Annotated in this window: 20 protein-coding genes; 8 read left to right on the forward strand and 12 right to left on the reverse strand. The window is 64.1% G+C overall.

Annotated elements, in window-relative coordinates:
* Nucleotides 1-26 precede the first annotated feature (26 nt).
* Together Q0030_RS18760 and Q0030_RS18765 are read right to left on the reverse strand one after the other, a co-directional pair.
* Complete coding sequence (locus tag Q0030_RS18760) at nucleotides 27-455, reverse strand: universal stress protein (protein WP_298370036.1); 429 nt, start codon at nucleotides 453-455, stop codon at nucleotides 27-29.
* A 186-nt stretch (nucleotides 456-641) separates the two neighbouring features.
* Nucleotides 642-1,196, reverse strand: coding sequence for a Spy/CpxP family protein refolding chaperone (locus Q0030_RS18765; RefSeq protein ID WP_298370038.1), 555 nt, complete (start codon nucleotides 1,194-1,196; stop codon nucleotides 642-644).
* Nucleotides 1,197-1,403: 207 nt separating this feature from the next.
* Here Q0030_RS18765 and cax point away from each other — a divergent pair, with 207 nt between their 5' ends.
* Entirely contained in the window at nucleotides 1,404-2,507 is a 1,104-nt protein-coding gene (gene cax / locus Q0030_RS18770; RefSeq protein WP_298370127.1) for a calcium/proton exchanger, read from the forward strand.
* Nucleotides 2,508-2,535: 28 nt separating this feature from the next.
* On the opposite strand, the gene Q0030_RS18775 is transcribed toward cax, so the two are convergent.
* Complete coding sequence (locus Q0030_RS18775; protein WP_298370041.1) at nucleotides 2,536-2,985, reverse strand: hypothetical protein; 450 nt, start codon at nucleotides 2,983-2,985, stop codon at nucleotides 2,536-2,538.
* A 500-nt stretch (nucleotides 2,986-3,485) separates the two neighbouring features.
* Between Q0030_RS18775 and Q0030_RS18780 the strand changes: the two genes are divergently transcribed.
* Entirely contained in the window at nucleotides 3,486-3,701 is a 216-nt protein-coding gene (locus tag Q0030_RS18780) for a hypothetical protein (protein WP_298370044.1), read from the forward strand.
* Between the two features lie 114 nt (nucleotides 3,702-3,815).
* Here Q0030_RS18780 and Q0030_RS18785 read toward each other — a convergent pair whose 3' ends face one another.
* The 5 genes from Q0030_RS18785 to Q0030_RS18805 form a co-directional block, all read right to left on the reverse strand.
* Entirely contained in the window at nucleotides 3,816-4,733 is a 918-nt protein-coding gene (locus Q0030_RS18785) for an alpha/beta hydrolase (protein WP_298370047.1), read from the reverse strand.
* 7 nt (nucleotides 4,734-4,740) lie between these two features.
* Nucleotides 4,741-6,360 carry a GMC family oxidoreductase N-terminal domain-containing protein gene (locus Q0030_RS18790; protein WP_298370050.1) on the reverse strand — a complete coding sequence of 540 codons (1,620 nt, stop codon included), beginning with the start codon at nucleotides 6,358-6,360 and terminating at the stop codon, nucleotides 4,741-4,743.
* 197 nt (nucleotides 6,361-6,557) lie between these two features.
* A complete protein-coding gene (locus tag Q0030_RS18795) occupies nucleotides 6,558-7,865 on the reverse strand; it encodes an MFS transporter (RefSeq protein ID WP_298370053.1) in 1,308 nt (435 codons plus the stop codon).
* Between the two features lie 260 nt (nucleotides 7,866-8,125).
* Nucleotides 8,126-8,578: a MaoC family dehydratase gene (locus Q0030_RS18800; RefSeq protein ID WP_298370055.1), complete on the reverse strand. Its 453-nt coding sequence runs from the start codon at nucleotides 8,576-8,578 to the stop codon at nucleotides 8,126-8,128.
* An 11-nt stretch (nucleotides 8,579-8,589) separates the two neighbouring features.
* The gene (locus Q0030_RS18805) at nucleotides 8,590-9,081 is read right to left on the reverse strand and encodes a MaoC family dehydratase (RefSeq protein ID WP_298370058.1); all 492 of its coding nucleotides are present in this window, start codon (nucleotides 9,079-9,081) and stop codon (nucleotides 8,590-8,592) included.
* A gap of 169 nt (nucleotides 9,082-9,250) precedes the next feature.
* On the opposite strand from Q0030_RS18805, the gene Q0030_RS18810 reads away from it, so the two are divergent.
* The 3 genes from Q0030_RS18810 to Q0030_RS18820 all read left to right on the forward strand — a co-directional run bounded on the left by Q0030_RS18810 (nucleotide 9,251) and on the right by Q0030_RS18820 (nucleotide 12,221).
* The gene (locus Q0030_RS18810) at nucleotides 9,251-10,021 is read left to right on the forward strand and encodes an IclR family transcriptional regulator C-terminal domain-containing protein (protein WP_298370061.1); all 771 of its coding nucleotides are present in this window, start codon (nucleotides 9,251-9,253) and stop codon (nucleotides 10,019-10,021) included.
* Between the two features lie 129 nt (nucleotides 10,022-10,150).
* Nucleotides 10,151-11,488 (forward strand): amidohydrolase, encoded by a 1,338-nt coding sequence (locus Q0030_RS18815; protein WP_298370063.1) that lies wholly within the window; start codon nucleotides 10,151-10,153, stop codon nucleotides 11,486-11,488.
* Between the two features lie 106 nt (nucleotides 11,489-11,594).
* A complete protein-coding gene (locus Q0030_RS18820) occupies nucleotides 11,595-12,221 on the forward strand; it encodes a pyridoxamine 5'-phosphate oxidase family protein (RefSeq protein ID WP_298370066.1) in 627 nt (208 codons plus the stop codon).
* Nucleotides 12,222-12,342: 121 nt separating this feature from the next.
* Here the strand turns inward: Q0030_RS18820 and Q0030_RS18825 are convergent, their stop codons facing one another.
* Entirely contained in the window at nucleotides 12,343-12,768 is a 426-nt protein-coding gene (locus Q0030_RS18825; protein WP_298370069.1) for a hypothetical protein, read from the reverse strand.
* 111 nt (nucleotides 12,769-12,879) lie between these two features.
* The gene (locus Q0030_RS18830; protein WP_298370072.1) at nucleotides 12,880-13,341 is read right to left on the reverse strand and encodes a T6SS immunity protein Tdi1 domain-containing protein; all 462 of its coding nucleotides are present in this window, start codon (nucleotides 13,339-13,341) and stop codon (nucleotides 12,880-12,882) included.
* Between the two features lie 214 nt (nucleotides 13,342-13,555).
* Here Q0030_RS18830 and Q0030_RS18835 point away from each other — a divergent pair, with 214 nt between their 5' ends.
* Entirely contained in the window at nucleotides 13,556-14,728 is a 1,173-nt protein-coding gene (locus Q0030_RS18835; RefSeq protein ID WP_298370075.1) for a M20 aminoacylase family protein, read from the forward strand.
* A gap of 3 nt (nucleotides 14,729-14,731) precedes the next feature.
* Here Q0030_RS18835 and Q0030_RS18840 read toward each other — a convergent pair whose 3' ends face one another.
* Nucleotides 14,732-15,913, reverse strand: coding sequence for a cytochrome P450 (locus tag Q0030_RS18840; RefSeq protein WP_298370079.1), 1,182 nt, complete (start codon nucleotides 15,911-15,913; stop codon nucleotides 14,732-14,734).
* 136 nt (nucleotides 15,914-16,049) lie between these two features.
* Here Q0030_RS18840 and Q0030_RS18845 point away from each other — a divergent pair, with 136 nt between their 5' ends.
* Complete coding sequence (locus Q0030_RS18845) at nucleotides 16,050-16,958, forward strand: LysR family transcriptional regulator (RefSeq protein WP_298370081.1); 909 nt, start codon at nucleotides 16,050-16,052, stop codon at nucleotides 16,956-16,958.
* 197 nt (nucleotides 16,959-17,155) lie between these two features.
* On the opposite strand, the gene Q0030_RS18850 is transcribed toward Q0030_RS18845, so the two are convergent.
* The gene (locus Q0030_RS18850) at nucleotides 17,156-18,778 is read right to left on the reverse strand and encodes an inorganic phosphate transporter (RefSeq protein WP_298370084.1); all 1,623 of its coding nucleotides are present in this window, start codon (nucleotides 18,776-18,778) and stop codon (nucleotides 17,156-17,158) included.
* Between the two features lie 363 nt (nucleotides 18,779-19,141).
* Between Q0030_RS18850 and Q0030_RS18855 the strand changes: the two genes are divergently transcribed.
* On the forward strand, nucleotides 19,142-19,519 hold the full coding sequence (locus Q0030_RS18855; RefSeq protein WP_298370087.1) for a hypothetical protein: 378 nt from the start codon (nucleotides 19,142-19,144) through the stop codon (nucleotides 19,517-19,519).
* The last annotated feature ends 39 nt before the right edge of the window (nucleotides 19,520-19,558 follow it).

Raw genomic sequence — 19,558 nt, forward strand, 5'->3', positions numbered from 1 at the left:
CTCTCATTCGTCGAGCGTCCGATCATTCACGGACAAACCAGCACGGGGGTTTTCGCTTGCGCCAGCACCTTGTTTGTCACACTGCCGATCAGAAGCATGGAGAGTCCGCTGCGTCCATGCGACGACATGACGATGAGATCGCAACCCTTGTCCGCGGCCGCTGTGATGATCGCTTGATGGGGTTGCCCGTTCTCCGCCAGCACCGTCTCGCAGGTAACGCCGGCTTCCCTGGCCGCATTCGCCGCGTCGTTCAAGGTGTTGGTGGCCTGCTCTTTCCGCATCTCAGCATAGTTGGCGACCGTGTCGCGGAAATGCCCCGTCAGTTCTGAAAAAGGCTCCACGACGAAAATCACGGATACCTTCGCTCCGAGGAATTTCGCGAGCGCCATCCCTTGGGCGATACCATGCTTCGCTAGTTCCGACCCATCCGTCGGAATGAGAATATGCCGGTACATGCTTCAACTCCCGTGGTGCTTCAGGAATTCGCAAGCGAAGAGCGACACAGGACGGAAGGCGACACTTGAAGGTCGTCTGAACGAGGCAGCAAGACGTCACGTCGTGACCCGAATGCGCGAGAAGTCTCGGCAAGGCAAACCCCGCGCTGCGGAATGTCGTCCGGATAGCGCAGCGCCATCCGGGGCCTACTCGTCCTCGTCCTCCGGACCGCCGTGCTGCTCGATCGCATTTCGCATGCCGCGCATGACGGCGAACGACACGAAGGCCATCCTTCGCTTCTGGTCATCGCTCAATGTCTTGTACAGCGGCTCCCAGGCATCTGAGAGTTTCTTGAGGTCGGTCCCACGCTGAATCAGCCGGTCCGCTCTGCGTTGCATCATCTCGACCGGATTGCCGTCATGAAGGCCGTCCATCGCGCCGTTCTCGTGCAATTCGGCAATCCGCTCCAGCCGGGCCTGCCGATTTTTCGCCCGCGTACGGATCGCATCCTCAATGGCCGGCCAGTATTTCTCCTGATCGGGGGTGAGTTGCAGGGCGGCTTTGACGATGCCGACGCGCATGTCGGTCAGGCTCTTCAGGTCGGCGGCGCTGGGTGACGCCACGCCGACAGTCGGGGATGTCTCTGCTGCGAAGGCGAGAGACGAGGTCGTCACCAAAAATGCAATCGCTACGGCGGCTGCGTTCCTCGTCATTGCGAACTCCTGAGCTGCTATCGTGGATGTCCGCGAGAAGAAATCCACAAGCTGGTCAGCCGCAGGTTGATCTAGGTCAAAGGGAAATATGGACGCGCTTCTGACCGTTCGGGAAATACCGTGGGACTTCGCGTAGGCCGGCCTGGCTCAAGCCGTGGCCGGCGACACGATCGTGACGGATTGAGCTAGATCAAGATCGAGCGGCCCGTGGTGATCAAAAAGGTGCTGTCCAACTCGTTTCGACCGGGCGGTACCATGCACCTTCTGCTCAAGGAAATACGACATAATCCGCTGCTTTGGATGTTGATCTTCGTACCGATCGTGCTCGTGGTCGAGACGGCAGCTCCGTCCGCCCACACAACCCTGTTCGTGCTCGCGGTCCTCGCCATCGTGCCATTGGCTGCCCTTCTCAGCCACGCGACGGAGAGCGTCGCGGAGAAGACGGGCGATGCGATCGGAGGCCTGCTCAACGCGACCTTGGGCAATCTGACCGAGCTGATCATCGCGATCGCAGCGCTCCATGCGGGAGAATACATGCTGGTCAAGGCATCGATCGCTGGTGCCATCGTCACCAACTCGCTCTTCATGCTTGGCGCATCATTCCTGCTCGGTGGGCTCCGCCATCATGTTCAGGAGTATAATCGGGCCGGTGGGAGGATGTACGCAGCGTTGCTTCTGATGGCGACGATTGCGCTGCTTGCCCCCTCTGCCGTCGCCGATCTTGATCCGGCACGCGGCCAAGCCATGGCGCTGACACTCAGCACGGGCCTCGCCGTGCTGCTGATCTTCGCCTACGGGCTGGGCTTGCTGTTCTCGCTCAAGACACACAAGGAGCTGTTCGCAAGCGAGGAGCATGGCGAGACCGGCGGCGCCGGCTGGCCGATCGGACTTGCGTTGGGTACTCTTCTCGCCGTCACGGTGCTGGTTGCCCTGGTCAGCGAGATATTCGTGAGTTCGGTGCAGAAAGCAGGCGAGACGCTGGGATTGAGCCCGGCGTTCGTCGGTTTCATCATCGTCGCGCTGGTCGGCGCCGCGGCGGAAATGGCGGTGGCGTTCTCCGCTGCGCGCAAGAACCGGCTCGACATGAGCGTCAGCATCGCGCTCGGAAGCGCTTCGCAAATCGCCCTGTTCGTCGCGCCTGCGCTGGTTCTTCTAAGTTATGTCATCGGTCCGAAGCCGATGGACTTGCAGTTCTGGCCGGGCGCCGTGACGATGGTCATGATCGCTTCCGTGACGTCCTGCTTCATCACCAACAGCGGACGGTCGGCATGGTTCATTGGCGCCTTGCTCGTGCTGATCTATGCGATTTTTGCCATGACGCTGTACATGGTGCCGCCGGGATCGCACGCTCCGGTTTGACCATCCGTCCAACGACTGCCCAGCCGGATCAGTATTGATACTGCTGTTGCGGGCAGATCATTTGGCCGTATCGATCATAATAGCAGCCCTGGTTGCCGTAGTAGCCATAGCTGCCATAGTACGCGCCAGCCGCGGCCGCGGCGCCGGCCGCCGCAGCGCCATAGCCCCAGCCGGGTCGATAGTAGCCTCCGCCATAACCGGGATAGCCGGCGACCGGGCGGCCAGGGCGTCCTGCAATCGGTCGGCCAGGACGGCCGGCGATCGGGTGTGAGGGGCGCGGGCGGCCGGCAGCGCGATATCCTCCGCCGCCATGGATCCTTCCGGCACCAGCATGCATCCTCCCGGCGCCGCCATGAAAGCCGCCTCCGCCGCCGCGGAAGCCGCCGCCTCCTCCACGGCGGGCATAGGCGTCATCAGGAACGAGGCAGACAGCAACGAGAAGCAGAACTGCCAGAGTGGCGAGGATGCAACGAAGCATGGCATGTCCTCCCTAGCGGACGAGGTTGCGAACCTGAAACTGCATCGCACCACGAGCGCCGGGTTGATGTAGATCAACGGATCGCAATCGCGTTCGAGATGCCGGGTTCCGCGGGCACTTTCGCGCAACCGCGACAGGTGCCTGCTTTCAAATCTCCTCAGGCACAATCTGCACTTTGCTGTCGAGGCGGCTCTGCTTAGAATGCAGGACTTCGGAGGTTACGTGACTTGTCGTGTCACCTCTCAGTCAGGCGACAGCCCCATCCATTGCCGAGTTCACCAACGTTTTTTCGCTTGCGGCCGTGCGCAGCCGGAAATGTTGAACCAACCTTGATCCGAGGTGTTCTGTAGCGCCGGAACTCCGCGATTTGCAGCGGCGATGATGAGGACGGGTTCGGAGACATCAGCCTCGCAGGCGGCATTCTGTTGGGCTTCTCTCCAATCTCGATCGCTTTGGCCGTGTTCTTGCACAGTTGGCATCGCCTCAGGGAGAGAACGAACGTGCGGAAAGCGGATGTAACGTGCGTGTGCTGTGGCGCAGGTTTCCGGCGGTTGGAGCTATGGTCCGAACCCGGCGCCAAGGGTGAGTATCACTGTCCCGTTTGCGACCATTTGCTTGAAGCATTTGATGGCACCAACCTGATCGCCTATCGGCTGACGATCCAGCCGGTGCGCGCACCGGTCTATTCGGTGAAGCAACTCGACGATCGACGATGATGTGACGTTCGGCTGCCGTCGGCGCGCAACGGGTCAGTATCGCCCAGGCCCAGACCAATCCTGGCCTGGACCGATCTCGCTTCGGCTTTCGAGGCCGGTGCGGACGCAGCGCGCCTATGAGAAGGCGTCGTAGCCCGCGCGCCCGGCAAACGTCCTGAGCGCGGCCACCATCAGCTCCGGCGTCTCCTGCGCGACGCAATGGCCAACGTTCTCGAAAGTCCAGCGGCTGGCGTGCGGGATCAAGGCGGCGGCGCGGTCGGCCATCTCCTTGTAGATGGGCCATGATTGTTCGGCCGTGGCGATGCAGACCGGGCAGGCGATCTCGGAGAACCACGGGAATGGATTGCCGCGGGCATCGCCGGTGTAGATCTGCTCCATCGCCTGGAAGATCGGCCCAAGCAGCGCCGACTCGATTTCCGGCGTACAGCGCAGCTGCATGCGGCCGTCGTCGAGCCGCGCAAAGCCGTGATGGACGTAGGCCCACAGCGACGGCTCGGTCCACGGTGCGAACGCCGGCGCCTCGCGCAATCGCCGGAACAGATCGTCGGCATTGTCGAATTCGGCGCGGCGGCGCAGTACGCCTTGCACCGATGCGTTCGCGATCTCGCTCAGGCCGCCGGTCCGCGGCGTGCGCGGATCCATTGCGGTCGGCTCCGTTACGAACAGCCGCGCGAAGTGGTCCGGCATCAGCTTCGCGGCGAGCATCAGGTCGGTCGCGCCGGCGCTGTGACCGATGCCGTAGATATCACGAAGATCGAGGCGTTCGACCACCATGCGGATATCGTCGGCGAAATCCTGGAATTGATAGCGGTCGGCCGGCGGCTTGTGGCTCAGCCCGTGGCCGCGGCGGTCGAGTGCATAGACGGTGTAGTCGGCGGCCAGCGCTTCGGCGACCTCGGTCCACACTTCGGCGACAAAGCCGGTGCCGTGCAGCAGAAGCGCCGGCGGTTTGCCGGAGCCCGGCTCGCCCCATCGTGCCAGCGCGATCTGCGCGCCGGCATCGCCAACGAGAATGCGCGTCGGGGCGTTCATCGTCGTTCTATCGTGCATCCTGCAGGATCATCGCCGCGGCCTTCTCGGCGATCATCGCGGTCGGCGTGTTGGTGTTGCCGGAGGTGATGGTCGGCATCACGGAAGCATCCGCGATGCGCAGGCCGTTGAGGCCGTAGAAGCGCAGCCGCTCGTCGACCACGGCCATCGGATCGTTGGCCGTTCCCATCTTCGCGGTGCCGACGGGGTGGAAGATCGTGGTGCCGATGTCGCCGGCGGCCTTGGCGAGCGAGGCGTCGTCATCGCCGACCGAGGGGCCGGGTAGGAATTCCTCGGGACGATATTTCTCCAGCGCCTTCTGCTTCATCAGCCTGCGCGTGGTGCGGATCGCGTCGGCCGCGACCTGGCGGTCGTCCTCGGTCGACAGATAGTTCGGCGCGATCGACGGCTTGTCGTCGGGCGCGGTCGAGCGGATGCGCACGGTGCCGCGCGAGGTCGGCTGCAGATTACAGGCGCTCACGGTGATTGCGGGGAATCGATGCAGCGGGTCGCCGAACTTGTCGAGCGACAGCGGCTGTACGTGGAACTGGATGTTGGCGCGCGAGCGCGTCGCATCCGAGCGTGTGAAGATGCCGAGCTGCGACGGCGCCATGGTCAGTGGCCCGCGGCGGCGGAACGCGTAGTCGAGGCCCATCAGGCCGCGGCGCACGAGGTTGTAGTAGGTTTCGTTCAGCGTGCGCACGCCGGACACCTTGTAGATCGCGCGCTGCTGCAGATGGTCCTGCAGATTATGGCCGATGCCCTGCACATCAGCCACGATGTCGATGCCGAGCGGCGACAGCCATTCGGCCGGGCCGATGCCGGAACGATGCAGCACCTGCGTGGTGCCGATCGAGCCGGCGCAGAGAATCACCTCGCCCTTGGCGCGCGCCTCCACGGTCTCATTGCCTTGGCGGAACTCAACGCCGGCGGCGCGGCCGCTCTCGATGATCAGGCGGTCGACCAGCACGCCGGTCTCGAGCCTGAGATTGCTGCGGTTCAGCACCGGCTTGAGGAAGCCGCGCGCCGACGACCAGCGCCGCCCGCGCTTCTGGTTGACGTGGAAATAGCTGGTGCCCTCGTTGTCGCCGGTGTTGAAGTCGGGGATGCGCTTGATGCCCATCTCCTCGGCGGCATCGCCGACCGCATCGAGGATCTGCCACGACAGCCGCGGCGCCTCGATGCGCCAGCCGCCGCCGACCCCGTGATGCTCGCTTTCGCCGAGGAAGTGATCCTCCAACCGCTTGAATGCCGGCAGCACGTCGCTGTAGCTCCAGCCGGTGAGGCCGAGCTGCCGCCAGTGATCGTAATCCGCGGCCTGGCCGCGCATCGAGATCATGGCGTTGATCGCCGACGAGCCGCCGATCACCTTGCCGCGCGGATAGGCGAGCGCGCGGCCGTTCAAGCCGGGCTCGGCCTCGGTCTTGAACATCCAGTCCGAGCGCGGATTGCCGATCGCAAAGAGATAGCCGACCGGGATGTGAAACCAGATCCAGTTGTCCTTGCCGCCGGCTTCAAGCAGCAGCACGCGCTTCGTCGGATCGGCCGACAGGCGATTGGCCATGATGCAGCCCGCCGTGCCCGCGCCGACGATAATGTAGTCGAAATCACCTTCGAGCCTTCGCGGCATGTCCTCGTTCCCGGCAAGCGTCTTTTGTTGACGTCCTTCTATAGCGTTTTCGAGCGAAGTGGAGCCCGGTTCGCGTGAAGAAAACGCGTCAATACAAGAAAATAGAACTCGGTTCTGACAGAGTCAGAATCGAGTTCTATCCAGACGCAGCCGGTTGAGACAAGCCCGGCGGTGGATGCCGGGCGTGCGCTGGATGATCAGGGACGGCTGGGTTCGGCGAGTGTGACCTCGGGCGCGGGCCTGGGCACACAGAGAATCAGCGTCAGCATACCGATCGCGAGCAGCGCGCCGACGAGGGCGAGCGGTGCGTAGATGCTCCCGGTCGCGACATTCATCCAGCCGATCAGGGCGGGGCAGACCGCGCCACCGAACGAGCCGATCGCGCTGATCAGCGCGATGCCGCCCGCCGCGGCGCTGCCTTCCAGCATCGCGTTCGGAATGGTCCAGAACAGGGAGAGAATGGCGAAGATGCCGATCGAGGCGATGGCGAGCAGGGTTACGGTCAAGAGGATGCTGCCCTGCGCGGCCTGCAAGGCGATGAAGCACGCCGCCGCGACGAGGCCGCAAGCGACCACGTGCCAGCGCCGTTCCCTGGTGCGATCGGAGCTGTAGCCGATCGCGACCATGCCGATCGCCGACGCCACCGAGATCGCGCCGCTCAGCCAGCCGATCTCGGTGGTGGTGGCGACGCCGACGCGCTTGAGCAGCGTCGGCGTCCACAACAGGATGGTGTTGAGCGAGCAGAAGAACGCGAAATAGATGAAGGACAGCAGATAGACGCGCGGCTCGCGCAGCGCCGCCGCGAAGCTTCGGGTGGTGCCAGGGGTGGCGGCGCGGTCGCGGGCGAGATCGCTTGCGACCTGCCGCCGTTCGTCGGCGCTGAGCCAGGTTGCGGCCTGTGGCCCGTCGGCGAGATAAAGATACGCGGCGATGCCGAGCAGCACGGCGGGAACGCCCTCGAGGATGAACAGCCACTGCCAGCCATGCAGGCCATGGACGCCCTGCATGTGATCCATGATCAGGCCCGACAGCGGCCCCGCGATGACGCCGCCGAGTGGCACCGCCATCACAAACAGGCTCGTCATGCGGCCGCGCACGCGGTCCGGAAACCACAGCGTCAGGTAATACAAGATGCCGGGGAAGAAGCCGCCCTCGGCGGCGCCGAGCAGGAAGCGCAGCAAATAGAGGTGATATTGGTTCTGCACCAGTGCGAGCAGCACGGTGACGGTGCCCCACAGCAGCATGATCCGCAGCAGCGTCTTGCGGACGCCGATCCTGACCAGCAGCAAATTGCTCGGCACTTCGAGCGCGACATAGCCGACCGAGAAGATGCCGGCGGCAAGCCCGAACACCGCGTCATCGATGTTGAGGTCGTGCAGGAATTGCAGCTTGGCAAAGCCGATGTTGAAGCGGTCGATGATCGCCACCGTGTAGCACGCCAGCAGGAACGGGATCAGGCGCCAGGCGATCCGTCCATAGAGCCGCGATTGGGCCGCATCCTGCATGAAAGTCTCCTCTGTGATTCTTTTGATTGTTTGTTCGCGCGGCGAGCGCAGTGGGCTCCCTCGCCCCGTTCTTACGGGGCCGAGACGAGCGAAGCTCGCTCTTAGAGGGTCGGGGTGAGGGGCTTCCTCCGCATCATCGGTGATAGCTGCGCTCGCGGAGGCTCCCCCTCACCCGGAACGCATCTGACGATGCGTTCCGGCCTCTCCCCGCACGCGGGGAGAGGCGAAGTGGAGCGTGCTCTTGGCTTCGGCTCGCGCGGCTAGCTCGCTTTTGCGTTCGTTGGAAACTCCAGCATGGCTTCGCCGGCGGCGACCGTCTCGCCGCGCTGGTTCTGCACGGCGACGTCGACCAGCACCCAGCGCGACTTCGCGGTGGTCTGCTTGGCCTTGATGGTACCGGCCGGGCGAATCGTGTCGCCGGGCTTCACCGGCTTCAGCCAGCGCGTCTCGAGCCTGCGATGGATCGCGCCCGCAGGAAGCGCCCAGTCGGTCAGCATGCGCGAGATCAGGCCGAAATTGTTCATGCCATGCATGATGATGCCGCCGAAATTGGTCTTGCCGAAATCGCCCTTCATGTAGTTGTCGTCGAGATGCAGCGGGTTGTAGTCGAGCGATGCATCGCAGAACAGGCGGATCGATTCGCGCGAGACCGCGAAGGCGGCGCCGTCGATGGTGTCGCCGGCCTTGAGAGCGTCGAAATTCGCTGTGGTCATCGTGATCCTCCTTACATCGGACGGATGGTCTGGCCGCGACCCGAGCAGATCACGTCGCCATGCTGGTTGAAGAAGACGTTGTCGTGCACCACGAACAGCCGCTCGCGCTTGATGAACTTGTCGAGCGCGCGGGCCTGCAGGGTGATGGTGTCGCCGGGACGGGCAGGGATGTTGTAGCTCCACGACTGCCCGGCATTGACGGTGCCCGGCGAGCGCATCCAGTCGTCGGCCGGCGTGCAGGCGAACATCAGCAGGATATGGATCGCGGGCGGCGCGATCAGGCCGCCATAGGGCCCGGCCTTCGCGGCCGCCTCGTCCACATAGAGCGGATTGGTCTCGCCGACCGCACGGCAGTACAGCGCGATCGCTTCCTGCGTGAGCGTGTAGGGCAGCGTCTTGCGCGGCTCGCCGGGGACGATGTCGTCCCACACCTTGCGCAGTTTCGCGTCCTTCCAGAAATCGGTTTCGAACGGGGTGGCCGCAGAACTTTCTGCTTGCGCCATCGAGGATCCTCCTGCTATTCAGTTCGCCAGGCGAACAGTTCATTCGCTGTATGAATTGACGCTAGCGCGGTCGGAAGCCCCTGACAAGCGGGCAGCGCCGCGTCATGTGCAGGCAGCCATGCGGGCTGCGACGTGACGAGCAGGACGACGCCCTCACCAAGATGACGCCATGAGCAAAGAGAGTGACGGCTTCGTGCGCGCGATCGCGCGCGGTTTCTCGATCATCGAGGCGCTTGGCAAACCGCCGGGCCGGCATACGCTGGCGGAGGCCGCCGACACCGCCGGTCTCAACCGCGCCACCGCGCGCCGCATCCTCGCGACCCTGGTGGCGCTGAAATACTGCGCGTCCGACGGGCGCTATTTCAGCTTGCGGCCGCGCGCGCTCGGGCTCGGCCTGTCCTACCTCAATGCATTGCCTTACTGGGCGCATGCGCAGCGCGCGCTGGAGAATTTGCGCAACGAGATCGGGGAGTCCTGCGCGATGGCGGTGCTCGACGAGGACGAGATCGTCTATGCGCTACGTCTGCCGGCGCGGCGGATTCTGTCGGCCAATCTCGGCGTCGGCAGCCGGCTGCCCGCGCATCTGGTGTCGCTCGGCCGCGTCATGCTCGCGGCGTTGCCTCCCGGCACCCGTGAGGCTTATCTTGCGACCGGCGGCTTCAAGCAGGTCACGCCGCGCACGGTGACCGATCCGGAGCGTCTCGGCGAATTGCTCACGCGGGTCGAGAACGACGGCTATGCCTGGGTCGATGGCGAGCTTGATCCCGCGATCTGCGGTATTGCCGTGCCCTTGCGCGACCCGGCCGGTGCGGTGGTCGCGGCGCTCAGCGTCAACACGATCTCTGGCACGGTCAGCGAGGCCGGCGCGCGCAAGAAATTTCTGCTGCCGCTGCGCCGCACCGCACAGGAGATCCGCAGCCAGATGCTCACGTCAGGTTAGGCGCGCACACGCTCTGGATCAGTCATTGTTTCCCATCACCTTGCCTGCTTAAATCGCGCAGCCGAGCCCAGCTCGGCGATGCAAGGTTGCTCGGGATGCAATATCCGGGCTTCGGTTGGAGCGATTGCCATGAATAGGATTGTTCTCACGCTGCTTGCGTCCGCCGCGCTCTGCGCGTCCTCGCCGCTGCGAGCCAATGCTGAACTGGATGTCGCGGCGCTGAAGGGCGCCATCGAGAAGTCGGTCGAGGCGGATTATCCGAAACTCGACGCGCTCTACAAGGATATTCACGCCCACCCAGAGATCGCGTTTCAGGAGGAGAAGACCGCGGCCAAGCTGGCTGCCGAAATGCGGGCGTTGGGCTTCGAGGTGACGGAGCACGTCGGCAAGACCGGGCTGGTCGCGATCTACAGGAACGGCGAGGGCCACACCATCATGGTGCGCACCGAGCTCGATGCGCTGCCGATGGAAGAGAAGACCGGCCTTCCCTATGCCAGCCACGACAAGACGATCTGGCAGGGACGGGAAACCTTCGTGGCGCACAGCTGCGGGCACGACATCCATATGGCGAGCTGGGTAGGCACGGCCAAGACGCTGGTCGGCCTGAAAGACCAATGGCACGGCACGCTGATGTTCATCGCCCAGCCGGCTGAAGAAATCGTGGCGGGCGCCAAGGCGATGCTGGCGGATGGTCTGTTCACGAAATTTCCAAAGCCGAATTTCGGCTTCGCTTTGCACGATGGCCCGTTCGCCTATGGAACGGTGCGCTATCGCGTCGGGATCGGCTCATCCGCCGCCGATGGCCTCTACATCAAATTCCGCGGCCGCGGCGGGCACGGTGCGGTGCCACAGGCGACCATTGATCCCGTGATGATGGCCGCGCGCTTTGTCGTCGATGTTCAGAGCGTGATCAGCCGCGAAAAGGATCCGACCGAATTCGGCGTGGTCAGCATCGGCGCAATTCACGGCGGCACCGCGTCAAACATCATTCCTGATGATGTGGTGCTGCTCGGCACCATTCGCACCTTCAAGCCCGAAGTGCGCGCGAAGATGCTTGCGGGCATCGAGCGGACGGCAAAGGCGGTCGCCGCCATGTCGAATGCGCCGGAGCCTGAGATCAACCTCGCCGAAGGGACCAAGGCCGTGATCAACGATCCGGACGTGGTCGGCACCGCGGAGAAGGTGCTGAAGGCGGCGTTTGGCGACAAGTTCGCACCGTCACCGCCCGGCACGCCCAGTGAGGATTATTCGGAATTCGTCAGCGCCGGGGTGCCGTCGATGTTCTTCAACATCGGTGTCTACGAGCCGGAGCGCGTCGCCGCGGCCCGAGCGGGCAACGGCCCGCCATTGCCGACCAACCACTCGCCGCTGTTCGCGCCGGTGCCGGAGCCGACCATCAAGACCGGTGTCGAGGCCATGACGCTTGCCGTGCTGAGCGCATTCGACCGGCAGGCGCGCGGAAATTAGCCGTCTACGTCCGGGCGTGCCCAAAAAATTTTCTGCTGCCGCTACGTCGCACATTCTGGTCGCGCAGAACTTGCAGATCGGTTGCTCAACTTGCTGGAGGATTCCTGTGGCAGATACAATCCGCGCCCCTTTCTACCACGACGGAATGCGTGAGCTGCAGGACCGCTTCGACGGTCGTCGCGTCGCCGACGGCCTCGAGAAGCATCGCCTCCACTTCGAATTCTGGGAACAGGAGCGCAAGCTGATCGAGGAGACGCGCTTCTTTTTCATTGCGACGAGCTATCAGGACAACGTCGATTGTTCGATGCGTTGTGGCGATCCCGGCTTCGTGAGAATCACCGGGCCCGACACGCTTGAATACCCCGAGTATGACGGCAACAACATGTACCGCACACTCGGCAATATTCACCGCAACCCGAACGTCGGGTTGCTGTTTGTACGCCTCGATGGCAAGACGTTTCGCGCGCGCATCCGAGGCAAGGCAACGATCCACGACAGCGCGGAAACGCTTGCCCGGCATCATGGTGCGAAGGTTGTCGTCAGCGTCAAATGCGAAATCTTTCCGAATTGCCCGCGCTACATTCCGGACATGATGGGCGTGTCAGCGGATGTGCCGGCGAATCCGTTCGTTCCTCGGCCCGGGTACGAGCCGCCTGCACCAGAATGGAAGAGCCGGGATTACCTCAAGGACGTGCTTTCGAAATACGATCCGCATCGGAAAGGTGAGGCCTAGCGGGTGGGCTCCCCGTGACGAGAGCGGATATTGCTCTGCGCCGTGCTTCGAGGGCAAAGCGGACCTGGCTTCCATTCGTCCGCGCCCTAAGCGGATATGGGACAGGCGGAGCAAGATCCGATCAAGGCAGCGGCGCCATATAGGGAATACTGCCGACCAGAACGAACACCTGCACCGCATTGCACAGCATGCCGCCCCAATGCAGCCGGCGCAGCCGCCGCACCGCGGTCGGATCGCCTGAGTCTCGCGCGTCCGCCTCGGCGTCGAGCCGCCGCAAGAACCATCGGCGCGCCAGCACCGCGAAGGCCGCGATCAAGGCGATGCCAAGCGCGACGGCCGGCCGGCCCGCTGCGGTAAAGGCGAGCGTCCCGATCACGCCCGAGACCGTCAGCACCAGGAAGTAGGCATTGAACATGCCGCGCAGCAGCCGGGTGACGGGCGGGACGTCGAGCTTCACAAGCAGGAACGCCGGCGCCGCCAGCAGGAAGTATCCCATCGGCACCAGCAGGATGATGGTGGAAAACAAGACCGCCTGATCCGGCGTCATGCAGCCGCTCCTTGTTGAGAGGCGAGAGGATTTCGGTGCGGAACCTGGGGTAGTATCCGTACGGGATATTCCCCGCACCATTAGGCTTTGGTCGGACGCGACGGTTTACGTCTAATCGGTAAAAACGAACCTGACGGTGGATCCGTCCGGCAAGTCCTTGGTCTCCGCGTACACGGTCGCGGTAAAGGCGAGCCAGTCTCGACAAGAGCACATCCAGATATTGTCGACCGTGTACTCGCCCCCGAACAGGGGGAGCGTCGTGAACGCGTAGCACTGGGAAGGGCCGAGGATCAGTCCTGCCGAGCGGCAGCGATCGACCAATGCGCGCAACAGCCAGCCATCTGCATCATCAACGCAACGTTCGCGGAACGCTCCCTCGGAGCCGGCAATCCTTGCTATCTTGCCCGCCGATACTTCCAGCATGTGAACGGCCCCCGCCGCATCCGCCAAAAATACGTCCAGGAACAGGTTGGCTCCCAAAACGCGGCTCCCGGGAGGCACTATGTCCGACCAGGCGGCGAGTTGGCTAAGCGTGCCTTCAACCGGGAGGAAGTCTGTGCGGTCCTGTTCCATCGCAAGATCATGAATGCCCGGTCGCGCTACGGCAAGGCGGAAGCTTTCATGCGGGCAGTGTCCGGGCATGCGGCCCGGCGCTTTCGATGGCCTTCGTCGGCTCTGCATTTGCCGCGCCGCGGGACCCAATCTGGAGGCATGCCACATCTGTTGGGTGGACCGCCTCTTGCATGCTAGACAGGACTTACGTCCAACCTCTGAGGCCAGAATTCTCATGCCCATCGTCAACCGCGTCGCCGATCTGCAACCCGATATCCAGGCCTGGCGCCGCAACATCCATGAAAACCCCGAACTGCTCTACGACGTGCACCGCACTGCATCATTCGTGGCCGACCGGCTGCGGGAATTCGGCTGCGACGAGGTCGTGACCGGGCTCGGCAAGACCGGCGTGGTCGGGGTCATCAAGGGCAAGAAGGGCGCGGCCAAGGGCGACGTCAAGGTGATCGGCCTGCGCGCCGACATGGACGCGCTGCCGATCCACGAGGAAACCAACCTGCCTTACGCCTCGAAGACGCCGGGCAAGATGCACGCCTGCGGCCATGACGGCCACACCGCGATGCTGCTCGGCGCGGCGCGCTATCTCGCCGAGACGCGCAATTTCGCCGGCGATGCGGTCGTGATCTTCCAGCCGGCCGAGGAGGGCGGGGCCGGCGCGGCCGCCATGATCAAGGACGGCTTGATGGACCGCTTCGGCGTCCAGCAGGTTTACGGCATGCACAACGGTCCGGGGATTCCGATCGGCTCGTTCGCGATCCGCTCCGGCCCGATCATGGCGTCCACCGACGAGGTCAATATCAACATCGAGGGGCTCGGTGGCCACGCCGCGCGGCCGCATAAATGCATCGATTCGGTGATGGTCGGCGCGCAACTGATCACCGCGCTGCAGTCGATCGTGTCGCGCAGCGTCGATCCGCTCGATTCCGCCGTGATCTCGATCTGCGAATTCCACGCCGGCAATGCTCGCAACGTAATTCCGCAGACCTCGGTTCTGCGCGGCACCGTCCGCACCCTGACCCCGGAGGTCCGGCAATTGATCGAGAAGCGCATCGGCGAAGTGGTCAAGGGCGTGGCTCAACTGACCGGCGCGCGGATCGATCTCGACTACAAGCGCGGCTATCCCGTCACCGTCAACCACGCCTCGCAGACCGAATTCGCGACCCGCATCGCCAAGGAAGTCGCCGGCGACGGCAACGTGCATACGATGCCGCCGCTGATGGGCGGCGAGGATTTTTCGTACATGCTGGAAGCGCGGCCCGGCGCCTTCATCTTTTGCGGCAACGGCGACAGCGCCGGCCTGCATCACCCCGCCTACAATTTCAACGATGAGGCGATCGTGTTCGGGACGTCGTACTTCGTGAAGATCGTCGAGGACGCGCTGGCGGCGTAGTCCTCACGCATCCCATCGCACCGGCAGCGTCACCGGGCCGCGGAACACCCAGCCGCGGACGGCAGGCGGTGCTTCCGCGCGGAGGCGCAAATTGCGCAACCGCGCGAACAGCATCGGCACCACGATCTTGCCGACGGTGAGCCGCGACACCCAGGTGCCGGCACAGAAATGCGGTCCGGCGCCGAACGCCAGATGCGATTGCTTCGGCCGCATCACATCAAAACGATCGGGCTCGGCGAAGCGGTTGCCGTCGCGGTTCGCGGCGCCGACGCAAAGCCCGATCTGAAGGCCCTCGGCCAGCGTGGTGCCGGAGAGATCGACATCGCGGGTGACGCGGCGCGGATACATGCCGATCGGCGAGATCCAGCGCACCGCCTCCTCGAGCGCGGCCGGCCATAGCTCCGGCTTCGCCAGCACGCTGTCCTTCTGCGCCGGGTTTTGCAGGAGACCGAGCACGAGGGTCAGGATCGCATCGCGCGGCTCGTTCAGTCCGCCGCCGATGATCACCTTGATGTTGGCGCGGATGCCCTCGATCGGCATCGGCGGATCGGCGTTGACCATCGAGGACAGGATCGAGGGGTTGGGGTGGCTGCGGTGATCGTCGAGCACCGCGTCGATCGCGGCATCGACGTCGGCGCTCGCCTGCATCGCCTTCCGCTCGATTTCTGCATCGGCGGCGTAATTGCCCGCGCCGTCGATCAGCGCTTGCGACCAGTCGGCCAGGGTCTGCCACGGCATCTCGCGAAAGCCGATCATCGCCATCAGGCTGAGCGAGGCCATCGGCGCGGCCAGCGCTGAGAACAGATCGGCCTCACCAGCAGTGGACAGGTCATCGATCAGCGCCTCCGCGATCGCGGTGAATTTCGGCGCCCAATACTCCTTGATCGTGGCCGGGCGGAACGAGGGCTCGATTGCCTTGCGGCCGATCGCGTGTTCAGCGCCGTCCTTGCGCATGAAGGTCGGGCCCATGATCCTGTTGACCAGCGAGGTGGGATTGTCGGCCGAGTAGGTCGCCGGATCGCGCTCGATCCGCACGATGTCGTCGAAGCGTGTCACCAGCGTCAGCTTCGCGGGCTCGACGAACACCGCCGGCGCCAGCTCGCGCAGGCGGCGGAAGATCGGATAGGGGTCGTCGAGCAGATCCTGATACGCGATGTCAGTGACGACAGGCACGGTGCTGGTCATTGGTCCTCCCGGAGCGCTTTTGCGAAGCCTAGCGCCAGGGACCGCAATCGCTCAATTCGATGGAGCCGATATCGGCCATCGAAATATTCCATGACCTCGTGGTAGGCTGGGCCGCCAGCAAGGCGGGAGGTGCAGCGTGGCGGGCAATTCCTCGATCGATCCGATCGACATCGGGACCTTGCGGACGCTTGTACTGGTCTACGACCTGCAGTCGTTCTCGGCGGCTGCCAAGCGGCTCGACGTCAACCAGTCCACCATCAGCTACGCGGTCGAGCGGCTGCGCGGCGCGCTCGGTGATCCGCTGTTCGTCCGCAACGGCAATGGCGTGACGGCGACGGAACGCTGCGCGGCGCTGGTCGGCTGGGCGCGGGATATGATCGACGAGATCGACGGGCTTGCCTCACCGGTGAAATTCGACCCGGCGACGGCGCAGGGCAGCGTGACGATCTCGTGCAACTATCACGAACGGCAGACCCTGACGCCGCAGTTCTGTGCGCGGCTGCGTGCCGGCGCGCCAAAAGTCCGTCTCGTCCTGCTCGACGCCGCGGGCCATGGCGACGCCCATCTCAAGCAGAACCAGTGCGACATCGTGCTCGGTCCGGTCGGGGTCGTCGGCGAAAGCTTCTTTCGGCGCCATATCCTCACCGATCACTATGTCTGCGTGATGGATCCCGCCCATCCGCTGGCGCGCGGCCGGATCGCATTGTCGGCGTATGCCAAGGCCGAGCATGTCTTCATCACCCATAGCGGCGAGTGGCAGCCGCTTTATCTCGAGGCGCTCAAGGCGAGGAAGATCGAGATTGAGCCTGCGGTCAGCCTTCCGAACCACGATAGTCTGGAGCGCATCGTCGCCGGCACGAGGCTGGTTGCGACCATCCCGCATCACCTGGCGCGGGCGATGCGCGGCGGTCTGCATGTCGCCGCGCTGCCGTTCCGGGTGCCGATCTCGATCGACATGTACTGGAGCGCCCGGACCGGCAAATCAGGCCTGCACAAATGGGCCCGCGGCCTGCTGGCCGACGTCGCCAAAGCCTATGCCGCGTGAGCACGCAGCTTCGCGCCGCTTACGGCTTGTTCGTCATTGCGAGCGAAGCGAAGCAATCCATCTCGCCATTTGCGGATATATGGATTGCTTCGTCGCTATCGCTCCTCGCAATGACGGAAAACCCTCAAAGCAAGAGGCCCGCACCTGAGCTGCGGGCCTCTTACCCGGCGCGGTGCCGCGCCGAAAGCATCTCGGCGTCAGAACACGTGGTAGAACACGTAGTACAGGCAGCCCGAGAGGATCATCGCGGCCGGCAGGGTCAGCACCCAGGCCATCGCGATGTTGCGGATCGTCGCCCATTGCAGGCCGGAGCCGTTGGCGGCCATGGTGCCGGCGATGCCTGACGACAGCACGTGCGTGGTCGAGACCGGCAGGCCGTAGCCGTCGGCCGCCGCAATCGTCGCGGCTGCCGTGATCTCGGCGCAGGCGCCCTGCGCGTAGGTCAGGTGGGTCTTGCCGATCTTCTCGCCGACGGTAACGACGATCCGCTTCCAGCCGACCATGGTGCCGAGGCCGAGCGCGATGGCGACGGCGAACTTCACCCAGCTCGGGATGAACTTGGTCGCGGCATCGAGCGAGCCCTTGTACTCGTTCAGCGTGGCGACGTCGGCGGCGGTCAGCTCGGCTTCCTTGTCCTTCATCAGGAAGCGGATCGCCTCGGACGCCAGGTACATGTCGTTACGGGTGTTGCCGACCGCGTCAGCCGGGAACTTGGCCAGCGAGCCATACTGGGCAACCTGCTGTCCGATGTCGCGCACCAGCACCGCGAGCGAAGGATAGGTGCCTTCGTTGATCTGGTGCTGCGCGACATAGTTGGTCACGGCCGGGCGCGGATTGCCGATCACGTTGTAACCGGCGGCCTTGCCTTCGATGACCTTGCTGGCCGAGGTGGAATGCGCGGCGAACTGCTCGATCTGGCTCGCGGGCAGCGCGCGGTTCAGCGCATAGGCGGTCGGCACGGTGCCGATCAGGATCAGCATGATCAGGCCCATGCCCTTCTGGCCGTCGTTCGAACCGTGGAAGAAGCTGACCAGCGTGCAGGTCAGGATCAGGATGCCGCGGATCCACCACGGCGGCGGCTGGTCGCCGACCGGCTCGCCGAACAGCGCCGGCGTCGCGCGCTGCAGCACGATCTTGAGGACGTAGAGCAGGCCGGCGGCGAGCGCGAAGCCGAACAGCGGCGACAGCAGCAGCGCCTTGGCGATGTTGGTCGCCTGTGACCAGTCAACACCGGAGGTGCCGTCGCGGCCGCGCAGCAGCGCGTTGGTGATGCCGACGCCCATGATCGAACCGATCAGGGTGTGCGAGCTCGAGGCCGGCAGGCCGAGCCACCAGGTGCCGAGATTCCAGATGATGGCGGCGATCAGCAGCGCGAACACCATGGCAAAGCCGGCGCTGGAGCCAACCTGCAGGATCAGTTCGACCGGAAGTAGCGACACGATGCCGAACGCGACGGCGCCGCTCGAGAGCAGCACGCCGAACAGGTTGAACATGCCCGACCAGACCACGGCGATGTGCGCCGGCAGCGAGCGGGTGTAGATCACGGTGGCGACCGCGTTGGCGGTGTCGTGGAAGCCGTTGACGAATTCGAAGCCGAGCGCGATCAGCAGCGCAACGAACAGCATGATGTAGGGCAGGAACGACGTGACGCGCGTGCCGGTGGCGTCGACGTCGGCATAGATGCTGTAGGCAACGAACAGCAGCGCGGCCGCAACCACGCCCAAATAGATAACCCCGGTCATCGGGTGGAAGCCTTTGTCGAGGTCCGGACCCTTTTTCAGGGCGGGCTCGATCGAGCCGGGTAACGCCATATCGCTCATGGTAAACTCCTGTCCCAATGCCTCCGATTTTGATCGATGCATATGACAGGCAATTGAAATCCGCCCCGTGAAATGAGGCGGCCACCGATGACGGTGGACATCCCGCCGAATTGTCGTGCAACGCATTGAAGGTCCACGGGCCTTTGCGGCCTCGTGGCAATCTTCAGCAACAGACGATCCCAGGTGGCGGGTGCGTTGTGTCGTCTGGATCTCGCACCGCGAAAACAATGGCGAGGTGGGGACGTCTGCCGCGCCTCCGATGGCGCACGCCTCGTCATTCGGTGCTCATTCGTGTGAACCACGTCTTGGAGGGCCGAATTTGTGATAGCGTCCGACCCCTGTCCTTGGTATCCCGTGCCCTCGATGAACCTGCAAATCGGCCAAAAAAGGCGTCCGTTTGCACCTGCGCTGCGCGGGCTGCTGACCGTTTGCCTCACATTTGCGTATATCATCGTTGGGGTAGCTGGAGAGATTGCCTGCGCGGGAGAGACGCTTGGGTCGGTTGAGCAAGCCGAACAAGTCGAACTTGCTGCCGTGGCGGGTCAGTCTGACCAGGATTCGAAGAAGCCTCCCGTCACGGTCGTAGATCATTGCTACACGTGCGTTCCCTTGCTCGTTCCGCCGCCCGTCCTGGTCGAGGAGCGGGCGGCAAAGTCGATCCCACCGACATACGCCACGCCGAACTTCCTTCTTGAGGATCATCCGGGGCTCGATACGCCGCCGCCCAAATACCCTGCCTGAGCGCCTTTTCGGAGCGCGCGAGCGCTCGATTGTTCTGCT

The organism is uncultured Bradyrhizobium sp., assembly GCF_947648125.1.
GTDB lineage: Bacteria > Pseudomonadota > Alphaproteobacteria > Rhizobiales > Xanthobacteraceae > Bradyrhizobium.